Source organism: Bacteroidota bacterium, from assembly GCA_016718825.1.
Lineage (GTDB): Bacteria > Bacteroidota > Bacteroidia > J057 > JADKCL01 > JADKCL01.
This window is the reverse complement of record JADKCL010000013.1, coordinates 126,189-152,996: the sequence shown is the minus strand read 5'-3', so window position 1 is coordinate 152,996 and position 26,808 is coordinate 126,189. Positions and strand designations below refer to the sequence as shown.

Here is a 26,808-nt window from a genome sequence, read left to right as displayed (position 1 = left end):
ATTTTCAGTTTTCATTGGTCAAAATCACTTTGAGGGCTTTGATATTGCTTGCGTCACCAAATGCAGCATAAGCTTCGATCATTTGATCCAGCTTGAATCGGTGTGTAATCAGCTTTTGCGGGTCCAATTTCCCGACCTGCACAAGCTCCAACAAGGTTGCAGCGGTGGATGTATCGACGAGTCCGGTGGTAATGGTGACGTTCCGGGACCAAAGGGATTCCAACTTGAGGATGGCACTATTTCCATGCACGCCAATATTTGCGACATGACCACCAACCGCGATGATTTCCTCACAAAATTCGAAGGTGGCCGCAATTCCGACGGCCTCTACGGCGACATTGACACCTTTGCCTTTGGTGAGTTTCATCACCTCTTCATAGGCATTTTCGATGCGGCTGTCGATGATATGTGTTGCACCATAATCGTGCGCGACCTGCAGACGGTTGGCGTCGCGGTCGACCACGATCAGCATCGAAGGGGTATAAAATTGGGCTGTCAGGAGCACCGCAAGGCCGATGGGACCCGCACCAATGATGGCAACCGTGTCGGCAGGTTTGATCTTGCCATTCAACACCCCGCATTCAAATGCGGTCGGCAAGACATCACTCAACATCACCATTCCTTCTTCATCGGCCTCCAAAGGAATCAAATAAAGACTGTTGTCTGCATGCGGAATGCGCACAAATTCGGCCTGGGTACCGTCAATCGTATTGCCCAAAATCCATCCGCCTGTCTCACAATGGGAGAGCATGGAATGTTTGCAGCTTTCGCATTTCCCGCAAGAGGTAATACAAGAAATGACCACATGGTCACCAACTTCAAAATTGGTTACTGAAGTACCGATAGCAGTAATCACACCCACACCCTCGTGACCGAGCACCCGCCCGGCTACGACTGTGGAAACATCTCCCTTGAGAATGTGCAGATCCGTACCACAAATCGTGGTCTTGAGAACCTTTACAATGACATCCGAATTTTCTTGGAGGGTAGGATTGGGTTTTTCCTCCCATAGGATCTGACCTGGACCGTGATAGACAAGTGCTTTCATAAGGAATTAAATTTTCAACGCTTCATTAACTTGCAACTTCAGGCAAGCTACGCCGGGCAGTCTCAGCGTTGCTTATATCGAATGTTGTAAAAGTTGCAAAAGGTACAGGTGGCCACTATATTGCTCAACTACAATACTTTGTGACATCACAGCGCAATGTGGACGCATTGGTTTACCCGATTCCTGCCGCAAAGGTGCCAGGGTGCCGGGTCGCGCGCCATCTCGGTGGGGGCCGGGCGGGTGGGGGGGGAAGATCTGATGCAATGTTTCCAAACCAAGGGCGCCGCCGCCGTGCCACTTCGCGCCCGCCCCGCCCGCCGGCGGTCCGGAGGGCGTTTCGTCCGCTCCCCGACAGCATCGTTTTTGGGCCCGGGCATGCACAAATCTGACAGGTACTGGCAAAATTCCCGATAGGATACTTTGAACGTCAACATGACCGCCCGCCCTTTTCGGTGCTTTCTGTAGCAACCTCAACCGTTGGGAAAGAGGACAAGTCTGATTCCATATAGACAAGTCCTTGCCTTGTTGGATCCGCCTCGACGCGGCATTGATACAGTCCATCAATATAGGAAATCACGATCAGCGGTAACCGCGGATTGCTGCTTGCATACACAATCTCGCCCTCTTTAAATTTATTTCCCATTTTCCTAGATTACGCTGAACCTTATGTCCACCGACCCAATTCTTTGTACCGAAAGGAACAAGAATTCAAAATTCCGAAAGCTCATGCCGAGGTACCTTACAGTATGCTTCGGAAATTGTACAAAATTCACAGATCGGGATTGAAAATCATTGTCTTTCGGAAGGAACATTTTGATTCCAAAATACTACCTATCAAACATTTACACACGAATCAAACCCAATTTGCAGGCCTTTTTGAGGGAATGATTCTTGGTTGACGCTTCAAGAATAAAGCTGATATTTATCATCCATTCTCCTAAGAAATTTCCTCGTGGAGAAAACGGATTGAGCGTAATTTGTCGGCGATCAAAGTTATTATGAAAAAAGGTCTTGATTCAGCCACGGTTGCGGCACAATTGTCAAAGTTTGGCTACAATGAGCTTGCGACGGCTGCGCCCAAGAATGTCGGGCGCATCGCCTTGGAGGTGATGAAGGAACCGATGTTCCTCCTGCTCATCAGTTGCGGCGTGTTGTACATGGTGCTCGGCGACTACAAGGAAGGCGCGATCATGTTGTCGACGATCTTCATTATCATCGGGATTACCTTTTTTCAATACCGCAAAACGGAGCGCGCCCTCGAGGCGCTCAAAAATCTGAGCAGTCCGCGGGCACTCGTGCTGCGCGACGGCGCAGAGATTCGCATCCCTGGACGCGAAGTGGTGCCGGGTGACGTGATGATCCTCCAAGAAGGTGACCGTGTGCCCGCGGATGCCACCCTGCTCGAAGCGACCAATTTCACCGTCGACGAATCGATGCTGACCGGCGAGTCGCTGCCCGTTTCAAAAAAACTTGACGCCACCGCAGAAGACAAGCTCAACCGCGTCTTCAGTGGAACCCTTGTGGTCCACGGACGGGCTGTTGCAGAAGTCGGGCAAACCGGGCCATCCACCGAATTCGGGAAAATCGGTGCGACACTCAGCAAAATCGAGCAGGTGGAAACCCGGATGCAACGCGAAATGAAGGTGCTCATCCGCGTGCTTGCCTTCATCGCCATCTTTCTCACCATTGCCGTTGTTTTGCTTTTCTACTTCACCCGCGGCAATTTCCTGCAATCCTTGCTCAACGGTTTGAGTTCGGCGATGGCCATTTTGCCCGAAGAGTTTCCGGTTGTCCTGACCGTCTTCCTCGCATTGGGAGCTTGGCGGCTTTCCAAGAAGAATGTCCTCACGCGCAATCCGTCGGCGATCGAGACTTTGGGCTCGGCGACGGTTTTATGCAGCGACAAAACGGGCACGATTACGCAAAATCAAATGGCTGTCGCCGAGGTTTATGCGGATGGCGTTCACATCGGCAAAGCGGACTTTGTGGCAAAAATCGCGCAAATACAATCCCTGATGCATATTGCCCATGCCGCCACGCCGCAAGATTCGATTGATCCGATGGACAAGGCCATTTTGGTTGCACACGCGGCCCAATTTCCGGAAACGGCCCCTTCACCCAAGGCTTTGAAGGAATACGCCCTGACGCATGAGCAGTTGGTGATGAGCCGTGCCTTCGCTGCGGTCGGGGAAACGCCGTCGCTTGTGGCTGCCAAAGGGGCACCTGAGGCAATTGCGGCGCTGTGCAAACTCAGTCCCGCGGAAATCGCACCGATCAAGGAGGCTTTGCTTGCCATGGCGGCCAAGGGATTACGCGTCATTGGCGTCGCGGAAGCAGCGCATCCGGCAGGGCAGGCTTTGCCGGAAACCCAATCCGAATTTACATTCAAATTTCTGGGGCTCATTGCCTTGGAGGATCCGATCCGTCCGGAAGTGCCGGCTGCCATTGCGCTCTGCAACAAGGCGGGCATCCGGGTCATCATGATCACGGGAGACTATCCCGAGACGGCCAAAAGCATTGGCGCCGAAATCGGGCTGCCGGCCGATGGACTTGTGCTTACCGGTAAGGAACTGGACGAACTGGACGAAGCGACTTTGCGGGAGAAGATCAAACACACGAGCATTTTTGCCCGGGTAGTGCCCGAGCAGAAGCTGCGCATCGTGGAGGCCCTGAAAGCCAACGGGGAAGTTGTGGCAATGACGGGAGATGGCGTGAATGATGCGCCGGCCCTCAAAGCAGCGCACATCGGCATCGCCATGGGCAAAAAAGGAACGGATGTGGCGCGCGAAGCGGCTTCCTTGGTTTTGCTCGACGACAATTTTGCGTCGATCGTTTCGGGTATGCGCTTGGGCAGGCGCATCTTTGACAATTTGCAGAAGGCCATGGCCTTTATCATTGCCATTCACATCCCCATCATCGGTTTTACCCTGATTCCGGCATTTCTTTCGACATGGCCCTTGCTGCTTTTGCCGCTGCATATCGTGTTCATGGAGCTGATCATTGACCCGGTTTGTTCGATTGCCTTCGAATCAGAAAATGAGGAAAAAGGGATCATGGAACGGCCGCCGCGCAACAAGGATGAAATGTTCTTTGGGGGCAAACGCATTTTCCAAAGTGCCATTAAAGGATTGTTGCTCATGGGAATGGTGCTCGGTGTCTATCTCTTTTCACGCGGCGAAGGGCATTCTGAAAAAGAAATCCGAGCCATCACCTTTTCAGCCTTGATCATCGGAAATATTTTCCTGATCGTCGCCCAACTTTCACGTACCCGGAGTTTTATCGCGGTCTTGGCCGAAGGGAACAAAGCGGTTTTGCTGATCTTGATTTCCGCCCTTGCACTTCTGCTGCTGATCATCACGGTTCCAGGTTTGCAACAAATTTTCGCCTTCGAATTCCCCGGGTTTTGGCATTTCTGGCCTTCCCTCGGCGGATCCTTGGCTTTGTTGATGGTGCTCGAAACGTGGAAACTGATCAAATTCAAGCGCATGCAATCCGGGAAGTAAGGATCGCTTTGGCGAATCATCAGTGAATGATCATCTGGCTGCACGCTTCAGAAAATAGATCAGCGCGGACACTGCCACGGTCAATCCGCCCACAATCACAATCAACATCCAAGGGCTGCCCGGCATCGGCCCCATCGGGGCGCTTGTTGCGGTGGGAGTTGTCGCCACGGAGTCATTCGGAATGGTAGCTGCGGGAATCGTTTCTGCGGAATAATCGTGGATGATGGTGTCAGTTGCAACAAGGCATTTCTGCAGGTCAGACATAATGATTTGACCTTGCTGTATCCGCGTTATGATCAAAGAGTCCTCAAAACCATACTTCTTCGCCTTTTTGTAAATCGACAAGGCGTCTAAAATATGTCCCAAATCGAAGGTGACATTCCCCAGTTCAAACATCAAAGCCGCGATAAACGGATCTTTGGGTTGAATGAAAGTCACCCGCTCATTCAATTGGAAAACAGCTGCTTTTGGAGTTTATTCAATTCGGCGGTCGATTTGGATGATTCGAGAATTAAACCACGTCCGAAGTCGACGCCGGTAAGTGTGGCACCTGACCATTTTTCGCTGGATTCAACTTTGCTTCGAGGATCTTGACATGCAGCCATTCGGAGCCATCGTGGGAATTGGCATTGATGGAAATGGCCTTTTTGATCCATTTGAGGGCTTCGGCGTTTTTGCCATTGACTTCAAGGATGGTCCCAAAGTTGGAGGCTGCTTCGTATTTGTTGGGCCATTTCCCGACGATGTTGCGAAAGACTTTTTCGGCTTCTTCGTATTGCTTGTCATAGACGAGGTACAGGCCATAGTCGATGGAGAATTCAAATTCACCGTTTTCATATTCCCTTTTAAGGACATCAAGGGTTTCCGTCACATCTTCATCTTTGGTATTGACCGGATGGCCATTGGGAACCGGGAATGATGCTTGGGACATGCGCACACTTTCCCCAAATGACTCTCCAAAGCCATTGAAACAGGCATTACCACTCACTGCAAACATCAACACCAAGGCATTGACCAACAACAACTTCTTCATTCTTTTCCTATTTTCAAACGAATGTAACGCTTCGCACCAAATTCGATACTGCTGAGACCAAGCAAATTTTTGCTATCTTCGTTCCGCCTGAGTACGCAATGGATGAAAGCAATTGATTTTCTCAAAGAGGTCGTTTGAGCAAGCCGATTTAAGCGGATTTTGGCCATCCAAAGCACTTTGTCAACTGAAGCGTTATGAGAAAACCGGCAATATTGATTTTTCCATCCATCCTCCTCTTCCATTTGAAAAGCCTGCGGCGGAGCCAAGCGTCGGGATTGCTACGAATGGCTTTTTTACTGGGAATTCTGTTGCGCTTCTCTGGAACGATCTCTGCGCAAGGCAATTACATGCTCGACCGACTGAGCGAATTGCCCGGCGTTACCGTCACGGAGATCGGCAATCCGCAGTTTCCTGCGGGCTATTTTATTCTTTCCATTCCGCAATTGCTTGACCATGAAGACTCAACGGGCGGCACATTTTCTCACCGCGTTTTCTTGGGAATCCGGGCGATTGATGCGCCCATTGTGCTGGTGACGGAGGGCTATGGTGTCGACTATGCCGCCAAGCCCGACTATCAGCACGAGCTCTCCAAGCAGTTGCAGGCCAATCTCGTGGTGGTGGAACACCGATTCTTCTCAAAATCGCAACCTTCGACGCTGGATTACAGCAAACTTTCCACCAAACAGGCGGCCGCGGATGTGCACTTGGTGCGGGAACTGCTCGGAAAATTGTTGACCGGAAGCTGGATTTCAACGGGTTCGAGCAAGGGCGGTCAAGCGGCATTGGCGCATCGGATGTACTTTCCCGACGATGTTTCCGCAACTTTGGTCTTCGGAACAGCGGTCAAAAAAGGTCCCACCATCACGACCGATGCACTGCTCAAACCGCTGATGGAAACACCCTGCGGACAACAAGTTGCTGACTTTCAACTGTACTGCTTCCAACACAAGGACAGCATTTTTCCGGCATTCATCGCGGCTGCGATGGCACAAAAACTTGACTTTGGGGACTTGGAAATGGCGGTGGTGCTGGATTATGCATTGCTTGAATTCCCCTACTCCTTCTGGCAAACCGGCGGCGATTGCGTAGATATCCCTTCGGCGAATGCGACCGCAGCACAGCGCGTTGATTTCTTGAATGCTATCGTCTCGCCCAAATTTTACACCGTGCTTACCCGCAAGCGTTGGGCTCCAGCATTTTATCAGTTCTACACCGAACTCGGTTACTACGAATACGATCTAGAACCCTTTAAAGACTATCTCACAGCGGAAACCTATCCGAATCAATTTTTTGCGCCCAAGGATGTTCCCATGAACTTTGACCGCGCCTTTTTGGAGGGTGCAAGAGACTTTCTGGACGCTCCCGCAGGCCATACCGTCTTTTTTGTCTATGGCGAAAATGACCCATGGGCATTGCAATCCGTTGTGGTTGACAATAAATACGTGGTCGAGGGTGGCAGCCACAAAAGCAAACTCACTGATTTGTCGAGCGAGCAACGCGCTGGACTGTTGAGTCGGATTCGTCGGTGTATGGTCAAAAAGAATGGATTGGAATGAAAGCGCGCAATCGAAAATTTTGGACAGCAACCGCATTTTTGTGCATCGCCAGCTTTGGCTGCGAATTTGCTGCCGCTCCGCGGAATACAAAACCATTGGAAATGGTTTCTGAAGCACCTTCGAAACGCTCCGCTCGAACGGAAAAGGAGGTTTTGGCGCAAACCGTTACGGGCAAGGGCCCGCTTACTGCGGGCCGACGGTGGAGTCCTCGCACCACGGACACCCGACGGAGGTCCCGGGCGCGGGTGCTGAAAGGCCCAAATGACTCAGTGGTGGCTTGTCTAGTCCACGTTCCGGAAAGGGACAAGCCGAGGTTGTTGGTCAAATGCGCTCTTGTCACACGCATGTGGGCCTTGAAGGTCTAGGTCGGCTTTGATCGTACAGGTTTTGAATTCTGTATTGGCATGAATGAGTTTGTCGATGCTGAGGCGTGCATTTTTTTGTTTGCTGAGTAGCTGATTTCGGGTCTCTACAGGTAAAGCGGCACCCTTCAAGGAAGCCAACTTCTCCAAATGCGCAGCTGGGGAAGACAACACCACATTGGTCAGGATGGCATGACCCTTCGCAAACAAATAGGTCGAATCCGATGGCCTTATGGCATCCCTTATGGTATGTGGAAACATCCGTTCCAACTCCGCCACCTTGGCATCCACGCGCGACTTCAATTCGTCTAAAGCAATATTCAGGGTATCCATTGGGGCGGTTGACAATCCATCAAAATTGAATCAAAGTGCTGTCCCCATTGCCTTAAAGGACAACCAAAAAACAACTCAAGATCACCGGAATGAGCATCACCTCCTCAAAACCCAAGCGGGGGGGCGTTCGGGGGGGGGCAGCACGCCAAGCTGATGCAAACTTGGCGCGAAACAGAAGTAGTTTTCTGAAAATGAACGGATTCTCAAGAATGTCCTTGACTTCCCGAATGATCCAAAGGGTAAGTATTAAATTTGGGCCAGTGTTTTCCGCGCAAGAACTTGAAGTTTTCCTTGCAAATATCGGAAGGCAAATTGATCTCGAAATGCCCAAATGTTTGTAATCGCTAGCACGTTGCGCCAAGGCTATCCTCGTCGCTTTCCACAGCCGCAGATAGGCCGCGATGAAGGCTGATGAGGCGTTTGCGAATGTGATCAAATCCCGCACCTCAAAAACGTGATCGTGCCATCCCTCCATGATAATCGCGGGCGAATGCGTGGCAATGATCACCTGACAGTTGGGATTCAGTTCGCGGATGTAGCCAATCAACTTCTTTTGCCAATCGATGTGCAAGGAGATTTCAGGTCGTCCATCAAAAGGATCGAGGGCCGATTGTCCTGCACCAGAACGGTCATGAGGATGATCAGAAGCTGTTTTTCTCCAGCGGAAAGTTGAGAGGGCAGGATCTCCCCCCGATGGAAGAAACTTCGTTCTTTGGCAATCGTTTTCCCAGAATCGCAAAACAAGGTATCGATCATCGCCAAAAATCGCTCCCTATAGGCATTAACCTCATCATCCATCCCTCCATTTTGGGCTCCCCGCTTTGCCCAAATTTCCTGCATCCTTTTAAAAGGTGATAATTCATCTTCTTTTCAGGCGTCAATATCGAGATCACGTTGATCGTTCGTTGAGGCTGCAATAACCTCAAAATCGTACTTTTACCACTTCCGAGGTTTATTCATGTTCAGGCGCAAATCCCAAGCGAGGACCGGTGGAAAGCCCTTGATTTCTAACCGGTCATTTTGTGCTTTCTGCCATTTAAAAATCTGGGAAGCAGTTCTAAGAAAAACAGTTTGCTGCTTCCCCCTCCCCATTTCACATTCCCCGCAAAACCCACTATCTTGAGTCCCACAAAAGTCAATTGAAGAAATCAATGAAGCAATTTTACTCCCTGGTTTTCACGCTCGTGCTCTTGCTCACACTCCGCAGCGGCATGGTTGCGCAGGTCACCTGTTCCCCCAACGGCAACTTGTTTGTCTACGCCAACTACGATGGTGGCATTCTGAACATCGACGTGAACGTCAACATTCCCAACATTAAAATCGGGATTTGCACCTACGAACCGACCACGATCAACCTCACAGGCGCATTTGTCGCCAACGTGACCGAAGTACGGTATGCCGGATATGTGAGTACCAACAACTTCCACTGCAACAATTCGCCGAGCACGACCACGATTACAGGGGTAAATCCCGGGCTCACTTCGGTGAATTTCCTCCCCCCTGCAACATTGAGCAATCCGAATGGGTACTCCTCGATTGTTTGCGCTTACAGCTGTTCCACAGCGACAAATCAAGGTGGCTGCAATACGGCGGATCAGATCAAGGACTATTTCCAGACGACGATGGGTGGCACCTTGACGAGTTATTTCACGCAATACGGCTGTTGGAGCGCACAGCCCTACCAATTGAGTACGGGCGGCAATTGCTGCAACACGGTTTTGCCCTGCAACGTCGTCGCCAATGCGGGGGCAAATGCGCAGGTCTGCCCTGGCGGGTCAACCAACCTCAGCGGCAGCGCCACCGGCGGTGCCACTGTCTATTCCTGGTCACCCACGACGGGCTTGAGCAATCCCAATTCGGCGACGACGACGGCCTCGCCGAGCGTGACGACCACATATATATTGACGGCAAGCGATGGCGGGCTATGTGCAGACCAAGACACGGTCGTGGTCACTGTGTTGCAACCGGTGGCGACGCTGCCGCAGTTTCAGAGCCTGTGCGTGGATGCGCAAGCGCTCACGCTGACGGGTGCGACGCCTGCGGGCGGCACATATTCAGGTGCGGGTGTGAGCAACGGGATGTTTAATCCTGCGACGGCGGGTGTTGGCACACATACGATTTCCTATTCTGCTGTCGATGGGAATGGTTGTACAGCCACGACAACAGGGTCGATTACCGTCAATGCCATGCCGCAAGTGAGCATGGGCGCCATCGGGCCATTCTGCGAAAATGACCCCGCTATGGTGCTCAATTCCGGCAGTCCAGCAGGGGGAACCTATGTTGGCTGGGGCGTAACCAACGGCGTTTTTGATCCGGGAACGGCAGGAGCAGGCAGCCATTCGATGACCTATACCTATGTAGATTCGAATGGTTGTCAGGGCAGCGCGACCACCAATGCGGTCGTCCATCTCAATCCAAATGCGCCGGTTTTGACATTTTCGCAACCCAACCTTTCGACAACAGCCAATGCGGACTCTGTGCAGTGGTTTTTCAACGGCGCCTACCTCCTGACGAATGGAACGAGCATCAACCCGAGCCAGAATGGATTGTACAGCGCGATCGTTTGGGTGAATGGCTGTCCTTCCGATACCTCTGCGGCGACGCTCGTGGAACTTGTCGGAATCGAAAACGGCATGGGAGCCATGAACTTCACGGTTTGGCCCAATCCGGCAAATGGAAGCACGGTACGCGTTGCCGCCAATGTCAAACTCCAGTTCCAAGTGACCTTGCTAGATGCGATGGGCCGAATGGTTTCTGCTGAACAGGAAATGGAGCACGCAGGCGAATTGAACCTGACGAATCTGGCAAAAGGCATCTATTTTCTGCGCATCCGATTCGAAGGGAATGAGGAATATATGCAGCTGATCAAGGAATAAAATGAATTGATTTTCATTTCATTACATAGAAAATGGCGGCTCTTGGGCCGCCATTTTCTTTTGCATTCGAAGGGAGAATCCAAAAAAAGTTTTTCCTGCCCTGTAACCTGAATCCGGTATGGTATTATGCTTACAGAAACCAGGATTTGGGCCCAGATCTTGGAGCGAAAACTCAGGTAAAACTTTTAAGCTGAAAACAATGAAAACGCAAAAAATCTCCGTCTTCGCCCTCGTAGTGGCCGGCTTGTTTGCAAGTCCAGTGATGGCCCAAATCCCTGGAGCGAACATCCCACCACGTCCCGACGACCACTTCCAGCGCAACTTGGTCGTGAACCGCATCGACCTCGGCGAAAAAATCAACAAGCCGTTGATCTCCACCACCGACGGTGGATTGTATGGCAACAACCGCTACCCTGAAACCAACGGGCTGATCGCGGCGCTGATGAACGGTCTCAAGTCCGGCAAATACCTCGCCTACGACCCGGACAACCTCACCAAGTCGCTGACTTACGAGGATGTGATGGCCAAGGACCAATCCAAACACGAAACGCCAGACTTTGAGGATCCGATCGATCCAGAATTTCCTGAAGACGATCCAATGTGGATGGAAGAGGATCAGGACGTGATGGTGGATGAAACCGGCGCCAATGCAGAAGGCCAAGGCACCTTCGCACAAAGCGGCAGCGGCCAAGCCACTGAAGGCGACTTCTCCCTTGCACCCTACGAAAGCGTGATCGAATTCATCGAAAACCGCATCTTCGACAAAAACAGGTCAGCCGAAATCTTTGACATCCAGTACATTCGGTTGGTTTGGGTAGATCCAGGCGAAACGCTTCCTGACGAAAACTTCATCTGCCTGAAATTCAGCGATGTGCTCGAGACCTTGGAAGCGACGCAGTGGAAAAACGCCTTCAACGATGCCGAGGACCGCAACATGCGCGAGATTTTTGAGGAGCGGATCTTTAGCGGTTTTGTCACCAATGTCAGCGGTCGCGGCGTGCGCACTTTGGCCGAGGCAGATTTCCGCCGGAATGAAATGCTCAACTTCGAGCATCACCTCTGGAGCTACTGAGAATAAGAAATTGGGATGCCAATGGGTATCCACATATGAACCACAGCATTTTTCTAGACGTTTTTTGTAAGTCACAGGCGAAAAAAGCCGCTCCGGACCCCGGAGCGGCTTTTTCAGTGTGAGTGTGGAGTGTGAGTGAGGAGGAGGCGTGCACAGCACTTCTGCCCTAGCCTACGAAGAAGAAGTTTTGGTTTTGGTGGATTTTGGCATCAAACTGAACCAAGGTTCCGCCATGAAGCACCATGATTTTGTAGCCGAGATCGCCTTGGAGGAGCTGAAAACACTTTTCGCGGTTTTCATTGTCCCAGAGTTCGCAGTAGATCAGTGGCTTGTACTTGCGCAACATCTTTTCGCCGCCTTTGAAAACGAAGTATTCAAAATTCTCAACGTCGATTTTGATGGCTTTGACCTCCTCCACGATTTCGGGAAGCAAGTCAAGTTGATGTTGCGGGACGGCGTAGCGCCTGCCCTCGTTGAAGTCCGTGATGCTGTCATGGACCACGTGGCTCAAGCCTTGCATTTTCACGTTTTTGACTTCGGGCATCACCATTTCGAGTTGACCTTCCTCGGCCCCCAAGGCAAACTGATGCAACCTGACATTGGCAAAATTGTAATGCCTGCAGATACGCGTAAGCGTTTCGAAATTCTCGGGAATGGGCTCAATTGCATGCACAATGCCCTTTTTGCAATGTTTGGCGAGCCAAGCGGTCATGATGCCGATGTTGGCACCGATGTCGAGCACCAAGGCATCCTCAGGAATCATGGAGAGGAAATGGAAAAAATCTCCCTCCTTTTTATCGCGCCGTAGGGTGCGAATCTTGAACATCGAAAACAAGAACAGGTACCGGCGAAAGCCGAGCACCGACTGCAATGCGTTTTGAACCAATTTTTTCATTGACGGCCGCAAGTTAGGAAAAGAAATACAGTGCGAGAAGCTGGACGAAATTGTGATTGGTTTGTTGGACGGGCCATTCATGCCTCCCGATTCGCCCAGCATCATCGAATAGCTTTTAAAAATGAACAAAAACCGCTTAATTTGTAGGCTAATTCTTAAATTTTTGTTCGGATGCGCAATCTGATTGGAGTCTTTGTCCTGGCTTTTGTAATGGTATTTTCGGTTGCTTCGCCCCTCAAGGCGCAGTGGCACTTTCCGGTGATTCCCGGACCTTCCCCGAATGCCGCTACAAGCTTGGGAGGCGATTGCTTTTTGCTCACCCCACAGACGGCCAACACGCGCGGCGTAGTTTGGGATTCGGTGCAACTCGACCTCAACCAGCCTTTTGACCTTAGCTTTTCGATCATGATGGGACCTTCTTCGCTCAATTTCGGCGCAGACGGGATCGCTTTGGTCTTGCAGCGCCAAGGTCTGAACGCTTATGGTGCCGGAGGGAATGGCCTTGGATTTTCGGAAGCGGTCCCTCCGAATGCTTTCTACACTTCAATCACGCCAAGCATTGCATTTGAGCTGGACACCTGGGGCAATCAGGGCGCTGGGGTTGCCGACATCAATCAAAACCATATCGCGATTCACCAAAATGGAGTTCTCACCTCTGCGCTTGCAGGTCCTACACCGGCAATTGCCTCCGGGGGATCCATCAATGACAGCTCCTGCCGCACGTACCGAGTCCTCTGGACTCCCGGAACCAATAACATCAGGATTTTTTATCCGACGATGACCAACTTACGGTTGAATGCCAACATCGACCTGATCAACACCGTTTTTGGCGGGAACAGCAACGTTTGGTGGGGATTTACTGGCGCAAGCGGCAATCCCGGTCAAAACCAGGTAATTTGTGTCGATGCCAACTTTGCCAATGCTGGCCCGGATACGGCAACCTGTCCCGGTCAACCCTTGCAATTGCAGGCATCAGGAGGGGTTACCTACTTTTGGGGCCAAGGCTTTCCGATCATCAACAATCAAAACATTTCCAATCCGATTTTTACGAGTCTGATCCCACTCCCCTACAACTTGAACATACTTGCGACCAACATTGCAGGCTGCAATGACCGAGATACGGTCACGGTGTTTGTAGAACCCTTCCCGAGTGCAAATACTGGCAATCCAGGGACGATTTGTCTAGGCGATTCATTTCAGCTGGGCGGCTCCCCCAACAATGACTATTCCTATCAATGGACTCCCAATACGAATTTGAGCGGAACAACTGCTGCCCAACCTTGGGTACTACCCGTCACGCCCGGCACAGTCAACTATCAGTTGGTAGTCGTGGATACATCTGGCATGGCGTCCTGTTCTGACACCGCGACGGTAGCAGTGGTAGCCGTCGACACCCCCGACGTGAGTTTGTCCGCAAATCCGGATACCCTTTGTGACGGGTCGATTGCCACATTGACCGCAACCGCAACGGGCGGTACAGGTTCCTATTCCTATGCTTGGAGCCCGGGAGGTGGCACTACCGCCTCCATACAAGTGAATCCAAGTGCCACTACGACTTATTCGGTGACTGTCACCGATCAAAGCAGTTGCAGCACCGTCGGTAGCATCACGCTTACGGTTTTGCCATCCCCAACCGTGACAGCTTTTTCTAATCCTGACACGATTTGTGCTGGTCAAACGAGTACGATTTCGGCTACCGGAGCCGGCGGCACAACGCCCTACAGCTATGCTTGGAGCAATAGCCAAACGACTGCAGCTGTGACGGTTGCACCACAATTGACCACGACTTTCACCGTAACGGTCACCGATGCCAATGGCTGCACAGCCAGTGTCAGTTCGGATGTGATCGTCAATGTCGCTGACTCCATCGACATCACGATGCCCGACACCTTTGTTTGCAACAACGGCGTGATCAACATTACCAACACATTTGGCTCCTCAGGTGTCAACACCTGGAATTGGTTGCCCGCAGTTGGCGTGAGTGACCCCACGATTCCGAATCCGGTGATTTCTCCACCGGTTGATACCACTTATTACCTCTCGGGCTTCAACTCCCTGTCGGGTTGTGGTTACATTGATTCAATTCATATCGATGTTTTCCAATTGGATCTTGACCATTGGGCTGACTCGACGATCTGTCTGGGCGACAGCATCCAACTGGATGTGCAGATCAGTGGCGGCTCGGGCAACTATCTGGTCGAATGGCTCAGCACGTCTGGAGGATACATCAGCGATGATTCGATTGCCAACCCTGTCATTTCACCCGACGTCAACAACGTTTACACCGCCTTGGTCACCGACCTCACGAACGGTTGTGTCAGCACGATTTCCGTTGCCGTGACCGTAAGTCAATTGCAAGTGCAGGCCTCCCCCAGCAACATCACGATCAATCCAGGACAGAGCGTGCAATTGCAAGCCATCGGGGCGATGTTTTATACCTGGTCACCCGATACGAGCATCAATTGTATCACATGCCCGGACCCTGTTGTTGCACCGACTTCGTCGATCCTGTACACGGTATTGGGCTATGATACAAGCGGTTGCCGGGGCACGGCCACCGTCAATATCGTTGCCGATTCATTGGTCATTCCCAATGTCTTCACACCCAATGGCGATGGAATCAACGACGAATTGCTGTTCAATTACTACGGGGATGCCTTTTACCAAATCGCGGTATATGACCGTTGGGGAAAGCAGATTTTCAATACCACCGACAAGAATGCGATGTGGAATGGAAAAACAGGATCCGGCGCAGACGTACCTGAAGGCGTCTACTATGTGGCCGTGCGAATCGTCGGCGACGAAGCCATTCCTGAAAAGGACAAGCAAAAAGTGTTTGCTGTCACCCTTTTGCGTTGATGGCGGCCCAAAATGCGGAATACTGGATCGACCGACTGGGTTTGATCGCGCATCCTGAAGGTGGATATTTCAAGGAGACGTTTCGCAGCCCTGAAATTTTGCAGGAAGACAGTTTGGGGCAAGGCTACATCGGCAGCCGGAATGCCAGCACTGCCATCTATTTTTTGGTCACCGCGGAGAAGCCATCCCATTTCCACCGGTTGGCGACGGATGAAATCTGGCACCATTACGCTGGAGATGCGCTGGAACTGATTTTCATTCATCCGAATGGAGATTTGGAATCCAAATGGTTGGGAAAGTCAGATGCAAAAGGCTGTATGCCGCAATTGATTGCGCCCGCAGGAAGTTGGTTTGCCGGGCGCGTGGCATCGGGTTTTGCATTGTGTGGCTGTACCATGGCTCCGGGATTTGATTTTGCAGACTTCGAATTGGCAGGTCGACAAATGCTGTTGGAAGCGTACCCGGCACATGCTGAAATGATTGATGCGTTGACTTCCGAGGCATAGTTTCGCCGGAAACAAGTCGCATTCCAATATGCTTTTTATTCACCGGCAATGGTAAATCACCCATTACAACATGGCAACGCGGATTCCAGACTTCGACTTCAGTCAATATGATCCCAAGGATGAATGGAATTTTCCTGCGCAACGTATGGTGCGTTTTGCAGCGGAGGCCTATCACATTGTACTGGAACCACGAAATTTCTGGAACAAACGACATCTTCACCCAGATTTCCGTTCGGTGTTCTGGTCGGAACTTTGCGGGCAGGCGCATGCGCTGCTGGTAAATGCGATGCACCTTCGGTCGCATGGCAACGACTTGTCGTGGTGGGAAGTGCAGCCTGAATTCAGCCATACCTTTGACAAACGCCTTATTGCCAACAATAACAAGACCATCAGGCAATTGATGCAATTGGGGTTTGTGCAGCATGTGGTGCGGCAAATGGATCTTCTACTCCGAGAATTACTGAATACGCTCTCCGCAAATCCAATCAAAACCAAGTATCCCTTAGGTTCGGTGTTTTTGTCGTTGTTGGGACTGACGGAATCAAAGGGCGAGGCAAGCCTGCTTACGTTATGGCAAATCTACCGCGACAGCCTCTCCCAAGAAGGCCGCTTTTGTCCCGTGAACGGCAAGGACTTGCAGCTCACATTGGGTGACCGTAAATTTTCGTTTGCTGCTCACCACCCTATCCAATGGGATTCGTTTGGCTTTCTCGATGAATGGGAATTTTGCCATTTTTTGCTGCGGGAAATGGTGGAAATGGTGGGTAGCCTTTTGCAAGCACCAAAAGTTGCTCAAATTCAGTTCCTGAAGGCTCCGTATCTTGATGCTTAGACATTTGGGACAATTCGCAGGGTCATCTTTCCATCCAGAAAAACGATTCACAATTGCTCAAAAACAAAACTCCCCCACAAATACGAGATTTATGGAGGAGTTTATTTCTCTAAGAGAGGAAAGCTAAAAGAACGATTCATCAGGGTTAATCACCCTTTCTAAAACTATGTCTAAAGCCAATTGCCAAAAAAAGAACGCTTAATCGTCAGATTTGATCACGAGCGTGATCATTCTCTAATTCTGTTACAAGTATAAGGCAGAGATAAGAATGTAAAAATGAAAATTGGCACTATTCTAATAAACTTTATCTGTTCGAATACCGCCCATTTGAGTTAAAAAGCTCACAAAAGCGCTACTATTCTTACTAAAGTCGAATTTCCCTGATTCTATTCCGTTCTCGAGGATGGCTTTCGGACAGAAAAGGTGGGAAACAAAGGCGCAGCATAAAAAAAACTCCCCAAGCTTGCGGCGAGGGGAGTCACTATCTTCACTATTTTGCAGACACTCAAAGCAACTGCATTCACTTTTTCTTTTTGCTAAATCTTGTTCAGATTTTAGATAAAGAACGGTCTCTGATGCCTTCCTAGGCGTGAGCAGATCCAATGATCTTGAGGCAAATGTAGGCGGGTTTGCAGTTTTCAACAATCAAAATGCGCCTCATTCTTATATTTTATACACCCATATTCTCGAATTTTACTCGTATTTTCGTCCATATTCAGCAATTGTTCTAATAATCTACAATATCATGACGCCGAAGTCGGATCTATATGATTTGGTAAAGTCACTCACCGAAAAGGAGGTGAAAGCCTTCAAGGCCGAGATCATGAAACGCCAAGGCGACCACGTCTATTTGAAGGTCTTTGACATTCTGCACGGGATGGAGTCTTTTGACGAGGAAAAGGCCAAGGCCCAATTTCAAGGAACCAAGACACTGAACAATTTTTCCATTGCCAAGAGCAACCTCTACGACAGGCTTCTGGAAGTCCTCTGCGAATTGCCGCACCACCAATCGATCGAAACTGAATTTGACCGATACCGCCAACAAATCACGATTCTCGTCAAAAAAAGTTTGCACAAGCAAGCGATGGCGCGCGTGAACCGGGCCGTCAAACTTGCAGAAAAGCTGGAAGCTTACCGCAAATTGTTGGACCTCCACGACATTCAGCGGGAAATTGCCCGCAACTTTCTTCCACCGGAGGAATACCTGGACCTGCTGCGCGTCTTGCGCAACAAAGAAGCCTGGGTAAAAGAGTTGGAGCAAAACCTGCAACGGTACCGCGACCTTTTTGACACAGCTTCCATCGCACAAAAAGTGCCGATGAACATCCGCATGACCATGGTCAATTCCATTTTGACCCATCAACTCCTCCAAGATGAGTCCGAATGCAGGTCCATCACCGCCAAGCTGTATTTTTTCAGGACTTGGAACCACCTTTACAGCATTCAGGGGCGCGACACCGGCTGGAAATACTTTGCCCAACGGATCATTGAAATTTTGGAAGAAAACGAGTTTCTGATGGCTGACCCCGGCAAGTTGCTTGTCTACATCAATACCATCACGGAATTGGGCTTGCACTCGATCGCCTTCAATGAATATGCCTCGGCGATGGAGGCCGCGGAAAAGCTCAAAACCATTCGAAAGAACCTCAAGACCGGCGATTCAGAAGCCTTGTTATTTTCGCGGTACTGGAAACTTCAGTTGGTTTATGCACAGAAGCGCCTCGACGAAAAAAATGGGTTGGTAGCCGTCGAATCGATCAAGGAGGGCTTGCGAAGGTTCAAGGAAAAACTCAGCAAAACCGACAACATGGAGTTGCGACACATCACAGGCGCTTTCCTCCTCACCGTGGACCGCAATTCGGAGGCAATACCCTGGATTTTGAGTTTGCGCGATGGTAAACTTGAATCGAGCAGACCCGATCTCCATTTCTACTCTTGGATTCTGTTTTTGGTCGCGCATTATAGTCTGGGGCATCTCGATGTGGTGGAGCAGCAGATTCCAGGCACGATTCACTATCTCAGGGAACACAAGGCGATGACGCCCTTTATGCGGTTGGTCACGCAATTTTTCAAAAAAGCCGGGGGAATTCGCAACCGAAAGGAAGAGCTGGTTTTGCTGGAAAAGACCCGTACCGAGCTTCAAAGCCTTCTCGAAAACAGCAATGACCTCAGTGTGCTCGAACTTTTTGACATTCTGGACTGGTTTTCTTCCCGCATTGCCGGCGTACCCATCACGCGCTTACCGAGAACGGTCGCGCAGGAACCGTGACGGTGATTTAAATGCAGTCAATTGCATCAGTTTTATAAGGTTATTCCCCGTCGGAAACCAAAAAAACACTATTTTGGCCCCATGCAAAAGTCATTCATCGATTCCATCTTGGAACTGCGGTCTTTTATGAACCGCAAGGATGTTTCCTCCAACTACATCGCTTTTCTGCTTGGAAAACCCCGGTCTGCCCACATGTTTGGTGCCATCAGGGTCAAGCCGTTTGACGCGCGGTACATCTCCATTTTGGTGAATATGAAGCCGCAAAACTTCAACGTGATTCGTTTTATCACTTTCACTTGCACGGAGAATGTCAATATTGGGCTTGCCGATTTGGTTGAAAAGTTTGGGCCATGTGTAGCGACTTTTGACGAAGCCAAAAACACTACCACGCTTACTTGCACAAATTTCGGGGAAGAAGAATTGATCGAATCGCTTTTTTGCACCATCGAAGGCTTTCACATGGAAAACACCGAAGGTGGCTTGCTTCTGCATCAGGGCGGAGGACAGACCGTCGTCGTACCATTTTCCGAGCTGATGATTCCCGAATTCACCTTCACCTTCAAGGAATTTGAGCGGCCACAGGACAAAAGTGGCAAAAACCCGATTTACGCGCGATAGGCCTGGCCAAATTCGAAGTTTTCAGGCACCTCCCAACAGGCTCCGATCCACACAAAACGGAGGCCTTTGGCTTAATATTCAAAATATTCTTCGGCCTTTTACGGGAGCATGACGATCCTCATTTGAACAATCCTGGCGATTTGCCTAACTTTTAGCGTTTGTTTGGAAGGAAAAGCCCGGTCAATTCCGTGCGGGCTTATCCACAATTTCACAACCTTATCCACATGTTTTTCGTAGATTTGTGGTGATGCGACGGGCTACAACAAGAATTGTCCTTGTGTTTGCGGCAATACAATTTTGCCTCATCAGCCTGCTTTGGTCGCAAACTCCGCAAATCGGCCAGAATTTCGCCTCCATGATCTATCTCGACGGCAAAAACGTCGTCGAAAACGCGCAATTCCCCGTCAACAAAGATCAGTTCTTAAGCTTGGAGACCTACGACCTGCAGCCCAACAGCAGCGTCGAACTGATTACGCAGCAAAACGGATTTCCATTGGTGAAAAAGGTCTATCAAACCAACGAGCGGGGTGCGATGAAGGACATTCTCTTCTTTCCCAAGGCCAAGGCCAACATCAAATGCGTCGTGCGGTTCATTACGCTGAATGGACAGGAAAAGCGTATTGTCTTCCACATCAAGCCGGTCTAGTTCCAGTTGCTTCAAAAAAATAGGCCGGAAATCACTTCCCGGCCTCATTTCGAATGCTTTGATGCAGCTTATTGCGTATTCCGCTGTGTATATTCCTTGCGGTTGTAGTGGATGCCCCGCTCGGCAAGGTAGGTCAGGAAAAATGCGAAGCAGCCTTCGTGACGGCCGAGCAATTCCGGCGGGAACAAGCCCTTTTCTGTAAACAGACCGCTGTCAATCAAGTGAATGGCGGCCGTGGCGGTGTAACCCGTTGTACGCGCCATCGAACTCGTCTGCGTCTTCGGATCGTATTCGTCGTAAAGGTCATAGACGATCGTGCGGTCGTAACCCTCCGATTCGCCGGAAACCGTCACCCGCATCACGGTAAATTCAGGTTCGGTCTCGCCCAGTTTCCACTCCTTGAACAAAAGCTTGCTCGTAAGATCGAGCGGCCGTACTTGTTGGCCCGCCACTTCAATCGGGGTTTCGCTGAAGAAACCTGATTCGCGGAGCACACGCACATATTCAATGTGTCCCGGATAGCGCAGGGTCTTTTCCTTCATGTTGGGGATGTGGCTCATCGTGAACATGATCGAGCGCAGTCCATCGGAATTGAAAGACTCGAGTGAACCAATTCCTTCAAAATTGACGATTTCGGGATCGGTGAGCGCTGGACGGGTGATGATGTGGCCATTTTCCACGTAGCGTGCTGGGCGGACGTATTCCTCGATCACATCCGCAGGCGAAAATGGCGCCTTGTAGGCCCATGGCCAAGTGCGCGCCTTGGGCAAGCCACCGACAAGACATTCAAAGTCAGACACATTCATGATCGAATCGTGAAATCCGAGAATGATGTTGTCCATGCCGGGTGCCACGCCGCAATCGACGATGGCCGTAACGCCTTGCGCCTTTGCATATTCCTGGAGGTCAAGGCTATTTTCCGGGAAAAAGGAAATGTCCACGACATTTTTCTTGCATTCGAGGATGGTTTTGAGCGTTGCGAATCCCATCCCTCCGGGGACAGCGGACAAGACGTAGTCAAACGGCTTGATCAATTTTTTGAGGAGCGACTTGTCGCGCAGGTCAGCCTCGACGGTTTTGACCTTTTTGTTGCGTTTGGCGAGGCGTTTGAGCGCATCGGCATTCACGTCGGCGACGGTGACTTCAAAATGGCTGGCAAGATCGAGGACCATTGCACTGCCGACCATGCCGGCGCCAAGGACGATTACTGACTTCATTTTAATGGAGAATTGAGAATTCAGAATGGAAAATGAAAGGGGGTTTGGAGGAATGGTTGGCAGACAACACTACAATCCCGGGATGAAAACCCAGGGCTTGGCGTGGAGGATTTGGACTCTGCTGCGTTGCATACGACGAAGGTAGGGAGTTTTTTTTGAGTTTGGCGTTGGAATGTTTCTCAAATGAGATGAGGAAAGCAATGAACCAGCAATACCCCGAATTTATTGAAGATCGGTACAAGCGCATCGACGATCCAGCCCAATAGCGTGGCAAACGAAGACTGGATTAGGCAATTCGCTGGCCAGCAATTCTTTTTGCAAGACTTTTTCCAGAACTTGGAAACCATGAAACCAACATTTTCCCCTCACCTGCTCACGGCCTTGATTTGGACCTTGTTGTCCATCGGCAGCTTGCAAGCACAAAACACATCCAAATGCGCCATTTCAGACCACTATGGCCTCATATTTAATGCGTTTCGTTATGTCGATGGGAAGCGTTCGATCGTATTAACGAATGTCGACTCCGTCCCCGAAAACCATTGCCTCGCGCCGTTGGTGAATGCCAATCAGATGTATCTGGACTATTTCCTCAAAAATTGCAGCCACTTGGACTACAAAGCTTTGCAAAAAGTCGTCGATGACAGTACCAAGCTCCAAAAGGCATTCATCAACCAACTGAACAAAGACGTGGAGTTCAATCAGCTCTTGAACACATTCGCCGCCCGTTTCCTGAATCCGAGCCTCCCTCCGACCGATTCCTTTTCCATGGACAAAGTGCTGGATGTCGCGGTTAAATTCTTCAACATCAACAAGATCACCCCCGAAGGCTACTATTCCGGCAAAGTTTGTGTGGGCATCAACGGCATCAAATCCACCCAAAAGGAGCGGTCGCTGCAATTGGAGGCATTTTGTTTTGCCGCAGTCTTCGAAGCCTACCAAAGTCCGGAATTCAACCTCCAAGCCGAATTTGTCAAGGCGATCAAGGAGCTGTACAAGGTGCAATTGGGCGTCGATGAAAAGGAAAGGCTGCTGCGGGCCCAAGGCGGAATGTTTTTCCTCATGCGCAACAATGCGCAGCTAAAGGCAGCGCTTTTGCATGAATATGAACTGCGGAAGGGGTATTTGCCGTTTGTGATCAAGGTTTGAGACCGACGTTCGGATTGAATTCCCGCCTCGCATTCCGCCAACTTTCTGAGCAACCCCAAAACCCAAATTTTCTCCCTATTTTGCCTCCCAAATGAGAAAAATAGCCCTTTCCCTCATCCTTGCAGCGTCAGGCTACGCCTCAGCGCAAGCCCAGACACCTGCCGCTACCGTCGAATCCGCAGCCCAAACGCGCTCCACACTGCGCCAAGGCTCCGTGCTCGCCAATTATCCGGCACGGAACATCGGCCCGACGCAGCAGGGCGGACGCATTGTCGACCTTGATGCCGATCCGCGAATGCCAAAGTGCTTTACGTTGCCTAGCGAGCGGCGGGGTGGAAAACGACCAACAACGGCATGTCGTTTTCTCCGATTTTTGACGAGCAGGGCACAATGGGCATCGGCGACATCGCCGTCTCGACCGCCAATCCGACATCATCTGGGTTGGCACCGGCGAATGCAACAGCAGCCGCAGCTCCTACGCGGGCATGGGCGTGTACCGCTCGAGCGACGCGGGCAAAACCTGGGCGCACAAGGGCCTCACGGGCACGCAGCACATCAGCCGCGTGGTCACGCACCCGACCGACATCAATACCGCCTGGGTCGCGAGCATCGGCGCGCTGTACACGACCAACGAGGACCGTGGCGTTTTCAAAACGACCGACGGAGGCGCGACTTGGCGCAAGACGCTCTATATCAACCCCGAAACCGGGGTGATCGACCTTGCCATCGACCCCAAGGATCCCAATCACCTGCTCGCCGCAGCTTGGCAACGCAGCCGCAAGGCTTGGGAATTTGACGAGGATGGGCCAAGCTCAGGCATTTATGAGTCCAAGGACGGCGGAGAAACCTGGCTTGCCAGCAATCCAAAATCGTGTATGCGGTGCTCGACAACCAAGACACCGATCCCAAACTCCAAAAAGAAGATACCATCGGCGGCATTACCGCCCGCGCATTGGCCAAGATGACGCAGGCCGATGTCCTTGCCCTTGCCGACAGCAACCTCGACAAATTCCTGAAAGAGAGCGGATTCCCCGAAAAATACAAAGCAGCCGGCATCAAAAATGACATCAAAGCCGGAAAATACACCGTCAAAGACGTCGCCGAATACTTTGGCGACGCCAACGCGGTATGTTCAACACCGCAGCCAAAGGCGCAGAGCTCTCTACCGCTCCAATGACGGCGGAAAGTCCTGGACAAGAACGCATAGCGAGGCGCTCAAGGACGTTTATTATACCTACGGCTACTATTTCGGGATGATGAAAGTCGCGCCTGACAATCCCGAGGAAGCCTACATTGCCGGCGTGCCTTGCCTGCGCACGCGCGATGGTGGCAAAACCTGGAAAGCGGTCTTCGATGCGGATGACATCCACGTCGACCACCACGTCGTTTGGCTCGATCCGCGCGATCCGGAACATATCGTGTTGGGCAACGATGGCGGCCTCTACGAAAGTTATGACCGCGCCGAAAATGTGCGCCACCTGGACAATGTCGCTGTCGGTCAGTTTTATACGGTCGCAGTGGACATGGAAAAGCCCTACAATGTCTATGGCGGATTGCAAGACAACGGCGTCCAAAAAGGCAGTTCGAAGAATGTCGCCGGCAAGGAAGAGGATTGGGAATACATTTTTGGTGGGGATGGCATGTGTGTCGCACCGGATATCAAAAATCCCAAAATTGTGTACACGGGCTTTCAATTCGGGAACTATTACCGCTTGGAAGAAGGCGGCGAATCCACGGAAATCACCCCGAAGCATGACATTGGCGAGGACAAATACCGCTGGAATTGGCGCACGCCGCTCATTCGCAGTCCGCACAACCACGAAATCATCTACATGGTGCCCAATATGTCTTTCGGAGTTTGGACATGGGGAATGCGTTTGAGCGGATCAGCCCGGATTTGACGACGTACAAGCAGCCGCAGGGCAATGTTCCGTTTTCGACGATCACCGCCTTGGCGGAGTCGCCGCTGAAGTTTGGCCTGCTCTGGGCGGGGACCGACGATGGCAATGTACAAGTCACGACGGATGCGGGCACAACTTGGTCGAATGTCACTGCTGGCCTTCCCAAAGGCCTGTGGGTCAGCTACATTTCGCCATCGCCGCATGACAAGGCCACGGCTTTGTGACGTTGACCGGCTACCGCAACGACGATTTTGCCTTCCACGCCTTCAAGACGACCGACCTGGGCAAAACTTGGTTCCCCTTGAAAGGCAACCTGCCCGAGGAAAATGCGAATGTCCTGATCGAAGACCCCGAAGTGCGCGATTTGCTGTATTTGGGAACCGATCAAGGATGCTACGCAAGTCTCGATGGCGGCGCGAATTGGATGGCATTCGGTAAAATTCCGAATGTGGCCACCTATGACATGGTCGTGCATCCCCGCGAACCGGAATTGGTGGTCGCAACCCATGGACGCAGCATTTACATTGTCGAATTGAAAGAGTTGCGGGCGGCTGCCAAACGCGATGCGACGGAGCAATTGATGGTATTCGCCCCGAACAAAATCAAATGGCGTGACAATTGGGGCAAGGCGCCCAATCCATTCACCGAGGCACGGCAACCCAAAATGCTACTTAAATACATGGTTCTGGGCCCAAATGAGGCGTCCAGGTGAATGCATTGTCATGGATGCCAAGGGAAAGATCATTCATAATTTCCGTTCACGCCAAACCCGGGTACAACGAATTGAATGGAATTTGCTTTGCAAGGAAAAGGGCAAGGAAATTTACTCCGGGTCCAGGCATCTATTGGTTTGAGGAAAATAGGTGATGAAGAGAAAAATTGGAATTGAAGGTCGAAAATGAGCAGAATCAACGTTTTGTCGTTCAACGCGAAAGTCTTCGCGATAGGCTTGTTTGCCGTTTTCGGTTGTTTCCAAGGCGTCTGGGCGCAGGATTATTTTTCCATGAGCGAAGGGTATTTCATTCCGCATGTGCGTGAAAATACCCTCGACAAACGCATGATCTACAAAGGCACCTTCAAGGATGGCCTGGTTTGGAAGGATGAGTCCGGCGCGAATACCGTGTTTCTCAGCTACGACGCCAATGAAAAGGAATCGAAACGCGACATTTATGTGTACCAATACCGCGTGGTGGACGGCAAATGTTCGTTGGTATGGGACATTCAGGATTTCAGCGGGGCGCTTTGCGAAATGACATTCGTCGGAAGTAGCCTGCAGCTCATAGATTTGGACCGGGATGGCATTTTGGAAGTTTGTTTTATGTACCAGAATGTCTGTGACGGCAATGATCCCTTCACGACCAAATTGATGCTCTTGCACAACGGCGCAAAACTTGCCATCCGGGGTAAATTTTCGCCAGAAAACAATGCGGAAATCGAGAAAAATGTCGATCCGTCCGTGGCGAAATACGCGCCGATTTTCAAGAATTTCATGTTGATGAATTGGAATGAGTTCAAGGCTTCCGAGATGGAATACGCCAAGTCGATCGAATACCATACCGACCAATTCATCGTGCTCAAAAAGGAATACCTGATGGCGAGTGGCGGCACCGAATATCAGCTGTTGGACGCAAATGGCATTCCCCTTGCACTCGCCAAAGGCATGGAAAACAAGGTGAATTACCCCGTTTCGCTACATCTGATGCCCGACCGCAAAACCTTGCTCTATGCTGGTCTTGGTGGTGTCGGCACCTACGATCCGATCACGAAGCAGGAGAATGTCTACATGACCTTCTTGGAGGATACCGAAGCGATCAGCAGCCTTTCTTGGTCGCCGGACAAGAAAAAAGTCGCCTTCACAGCCTTGAATCCTACCCAATACCTTCGGCTACAAGGATTTTCGTCTTGACCTTGGAAGGCAATACCATGGCCAAAAAGGACAAGTTCGACGCTAAACTAATGTACATGGCAGCGAGCAATTGGGTCGTCGAGGCACCGCGGTTCAAAGACAACCATACCCTCGAATATACCGAAACAGTGATCAAGGACGACGAGCGGATCGAAGGTGATGTGAAGACGATTGTGCTGGAATAATTGCATTTAGTCTCCTTTTCGCCGTCAGAATGCCTAATTTTCGGG

General features: G+C 50.9%; 28 protein-coding genes and 1 pseudogene. 18 read left to right on the top strand and 11 right to left on the bottom strand.

Annotated elements, in window-relative coordinates; genetic code table 11:
* Positions 1–4: 4 nt before the first annotated feature.
* Together IPN95_16570 and IPN95_16565 are read right to left on the bottom strand one after the other, a co-directional pair.
* Positions 5–1,048: a zinc-dependent alcohol dehydrogenase family protein gene (locus IPN95_16570; protein MBK9450984.1), complete on the bottom strand. Its 1,044-nt coding sequence runs from the start codon at positions 1,046–1,048 to the stop codon at positions 5–7.
* Positions 1,049–1,475: 427 nt separating this feature from the next.
* A complete protein-coding gene (locus IPN95_16565; protein ID MBK9450983.1) occupies positions 1,476–1,691 on the bottom strand; it encodes a hypothetical protein in 216 nt (71 codons plus the stop codon).
* A gap of 355 nt (positions 1,692–2,046) precedes the next feature.
* On the opposite strand from IPN95_16565, the gene IPN95_16560 reads away from it, so the two are divergent.
* The gene (locus tag IPN95_16560; GenBank protein ID MBK9450982.1) at positions 2,047–4,551 is read left to right on the top strand and encodes a cation-translocating P-type ATPase; all 2,505 of its coding nucleotides are present in this window, start codon (positions 2,047–2,049) and stop codon (positions 4,549–4,551) included.
* Positions 4,552–4,581: 30 nt separating this feature from the next.
* On the opposite strand, the gene IPN95_16555 is transcribed toward IPN95_16560, so the two are convergent.
* From IPN95_16555 to IPN95_16545, 3 genes are all read right to left on the bottom strand, one after another.
* Entirely contained in the window at positions 4,582–4,989 is a 408-nt protein-coding gene (locus IPN95_16555) for a hypothetical protein (GenBank protein ID MBK9450981.1), read from the bottom strand.
* A gap of 73 nt (positions 4,990–5,062) precedes the next feature.
* Positions 5,063–5,584 (bottom strand): tetratricopeptide repeat protein, encoded by a 522-nt coding sequence (locus IPN95_16550; GenBank protein MBK9450980.1) that lies wholly within the window; start codon positions 5,582–5,584, stop codon positions 5,063–5,065.
* Positions 5,581–5,826, bottom strand: coding sequence for a hypothetical protein (locus IPN95_16545; GenBank protein MBK9450979.1), 246 nt, complete (start codon positions 5,824–5,826; stop codon positions 5,581–5,583). Before IPN95_16545 ends, IPN95_16550 begins: the two co-directional genes overlap by 4 nt.
* A 42-nt stretch (positions 5,827–5,868) precedes the next feature.
* Between IPN95_16545 and IPN95_16540 the strand changes: the two genes are divergently transcribed.
* Positions 5,869–7,140: a hypothetical protein gene (locus tag IPN95_16540; GenBank protein ID MBK9450978.1), complete on the top strand. Its 1,272-nt coding sequence runs from the start codon at positions 5,869–5,871 to the stop codon at positions 7,138–7,140.
* A 281-nt stretch (positions 7,141–7,421) separates the two neighbouring features.
* On the opposite strand, the gene IPN95_16535 is transcribed toward IPN95_16540, so the two are convergent.
* Together IPN95_16535 and IPN95_16530 are read right to left on the bottom strand one after the other, a co-directional pair.
* Complete coding sequence (locus tag IPN95_16535) at positions 7,422–7,835, bottom strand: hypothetical protein (GenBank protein ID MBK9450977.1); 414 nt, start codon at positions 7,833–7,835, stop codon at positions 7,422–7,424.
* 52 nt (positions 7,836–7,887) lie between these two features.
* Positions 7,888–8,675: pseudogene (locus IPN95_16530) on the bottom strand (ATP-binding protein).
* 311 nt (positions 8,676–8,986) lie between these two features.
* Between IPN95_16530 and IPN95_16525 the strand changes: the two are divergent.
* Positions 8,987–10,711, top strand: a complete 1,725-nt coding sequence (locus IPN95_16525) for a T9SS type A sorting domain-containing protein (GenBank protein ID MBK9450976.1) — start codon at positions 8,987–8,989, stop codon at positions 10,709–10,711.
* A 199-nt stretch (positions 10,712–10,910) separates the two neighbouring features.
* On the top strand, positions 10,911–11,783 hold the full coding sequence (locus tag IPN95_16520; protein MBK9450975.1) for a hypothetical protein: 873 nt from the start codon (positions 10,911–10,913) through the stop codon (positions 11,781–11,783).
* A gap of 166 nt (positions 11,784–11,949) precedes the next feature.
* Here the strand turns inward: IPN95_16520 and IPN95_16515 are convergent, their stop codons facing one another.
* Complete coding sequence (locus tag IPN95_16515; protein MBK9450974.1) at positions 11,950–12,678, bottom strand: FkbM family methyltransferase; 729 nt, start codon at positions 12,676–12,678, stop codon at positions 11,950–11,952.
* 171 nt (positions 12,679–12,849) lie between these two features.
* Here IPN95_16515 and IPN95_16510 point away from each other — a divergent pair, with 171 nt between their 5' ends.
* The 3 genes from IPN95_16510 (at position 12,850) to IPN95_16500 (ending at position 16,875) form a co-directional block, all read left to right on the top strand.
* Entirely contained in the window at positions 12,850–15,537 is a 2,688-nt protein-coding gene (locus IPN95_16510; GenBank protein MBK9450973.1) for a gliding motility-associated C-terminal domain-containing protein, read from the top strand.
* Positions 15,537–16,043: a cupin domain-containing protein gene (locus IPN95_16505; protein MBK9450972.1), complete on the top strand. Its 507-nt coding sequence runs from the start codon at positions 15,537–15,539 to the stop codon at positions 16,041–16,043. Before IPN95_16510 ends, IPN95_16505 begins: the two co-directional genes overlap by 1 nt.
* A 70-nt stretch (positions 16,044–16,113) precedes the next feature.
* A complete protein-coding gene (locus IPN95_16500) occupies positions 16,114–16,875 on the top strand; it encodes a hypothetical protein (protein MBK9450971.1) in 762 nt (253 codons plus the stop codon).
* A gap of 294 nt (positions 16,876–17,169) precedes the next feature.
* Here the strand turns inward: IPN95_16500 and IPN95_16495 are convergent, their stop codons facing one another.
* Positions 17,170–17,517, bottom strand: coding sequence for a hypothetical protein (locus IPN95_16495; protein ID MBK9450970.1), 348 nt, complete (start codon positions 17,515–17,517; stop codon positions 17,170–17,172).
* Between the two features lie 103 nt (positions 17,518–17,620).
* On the opposite strand from IPN95_16495, the gene IPN95_16490 reads away from it, so the two are divergent.
* From IPN95_16490 to IPN95_16480, 3 genes are all read left to right on the top strand, one after another.
* Positions 17,621–19,144, top strand: a complete 1,524-nt coding sequence (locus IPN95_16490) for a hypothetical protein (protein ID MBK9450969.1) — start codon at positions 17,621–17,623, stop codon at positions 19,142–19,144.
* Between the two features lie 81 nt (positions 19,145–19,225).
* Positions 19,226–19,762, top strand: coding sequence for a hypothetical protein (locus IPN95_16485; GenBank protein MBK9450968.1), 537 nt, complete (start codon positions 19,226–19,228; stop codon positions 19,760–19,762).
* A 277-nt stretch (positions 19,763–20,039) separates the two neighbouring features.
* Complete coding sequence (locus IPN95_16480; GenBank protein ID MBK9450967.1) at positions 20,040–20,408, top strand: hypothetical protein; 369 nt, start codon at positions 20,040–20,042, stop codon at positions 20,406–20,408.
* A gap of 68 nt (positions 20,409–20,476) precedes the next feature.
* Here IPN95_16480 and IPN95_16475 read toward each other — a convergent pair whose 3' ends face one another.
* Positions 20,477–21,625, bottom strand: coding sequence for a saccharopine dehydrogenase NADP-binding domain-containing protein (locus IPN95_16475; GenBank protein ID MBK9450966.1), 1,149 nt, complete (start codon positions 21,623–21,625; stop codon positions 20,477–20,479).
* A gap of 345 nt (positions 21,626–21,970) precedes the next feature.
* Here IPN95_16475 and IPN95_16470 point away from each other — a divergent pair, with 345 nt between their 5' ends.
* Entirely contained in the window at positions 21,971–22,771 is an 801-nt protein-coding gene (locus tag IPN95_16470; protein MBK9450965.1) for a hypothetical protein, read from the top strand.
* Positions 22,772–23,088: 317 nt separating this feature from the next.
* On the opposite strand, the gene IPN95_16465 is transcribed toward IPN95_16470, so the two are convergent.
* Positions 23,089–23,346: a hypothetical protein gene (locus IPN95_16465; protein ID MBK9450964.1), complete on the bottom strand. Its 258-nt coding sequence runs from the start codon at positions 23,344–23,346 to the stop codon at positions 23,089–23,091.
* On the opposite strand from IPN95_16465, the gene IPN95_16460 reads away from it, so the two are divergent.
* From IPN95_16460 to IPN95_16430, 7 genes are all read left to right on the top strand, one after another.
* Positions 23,257–23,736 carry a hypothetical protein gene (locus IPN95_16460; protein ID MBK9450963.1) on the top strand — a complete coding sequence of 160 codons (480 nt, stop codon included), beginning with the start codon at positions 23,257–23,259 and terminating at the stop codon, positions 23,734–23,736. The genes IPN95_16465 and IPN95_16460 overlap by 90 nt on opposite strands.
* Positions 23,733–23,948, top strand: coding sequence for a hypothetical protein (locus tag IPN95_16455; GenBank protein MBK9450962.1), 216 nt, complete (start codon positions 23,733–23,735; stop codon positions 23,946–23,948). The genes IPN95_16460 and IPN95_16455 overlap by 4 nt, the downstream gene beginning before the upstream one ends.
* Positions 23,881–24,672: a hypothetical protein gene (locus tag IPN95_16450; protein MBK9450961.1), complete on the top strand. Its 792-nt coding sequence runs from the start codon at positions 23,881–23,883 to the stop codon at positions 24,670–24,672. The genes IPN95_16455 and IPN95_16450 overlap by 68 nt, the downstream gene beginning before the upstream one ends.
* A complete protein-coding gene (locus IPN95_16445; protein ID MBK9450960.1) occupies positions 24,636–24,896 on the top strand; it encodes a hypothetical protein in 261 nt (86 codons plus the stop codon). The genes IPN95_16450 and IPN95_16445 overlap by 37 nt, the downstream gene beginning before the upstream one ends.
* Complete coding sequence (locus IPN95_16440; protein ID MBK9450959.1) at positions 24,893–25,384, top strand: hypothetical protein; 492 nt, start codon at positions 24,893–24,895, stop codon at positions 25,382–25,384. The genes IPN95_16445 and IPN95_16440 overlap by 4 nt, the downstream gene beginning before the upstream one ends.
* Positions 25,385–25,570: 186 nt before the next feature.
* Positions 25,571–26,578 carry a hypothetical protein gene (locus IPN95_16435; GenBank protein MBK9450958.1) on the top strand — a complete coding sequence of 336 codons (1,008 nt, stop codon included), beginning with the start codon at positions 25,571–25,573 and terminating at the stop codon, positions 26,576–26,578.
* A complete protein-coding gene (locus IPN95_16430) occupies positions 26,575–26,763 on the top strand; it encodes a hypothetical protein (GenBank protein ID MBK9450957.1) in 189 nt (62 codons plus the stop codon). Before IPN95_16435 ends, IPN95_16430 begins: the two co-directional genes overlap by 4 nt.
* Positions 26,764–26,808: the final 45 nt, after the last annotated feature.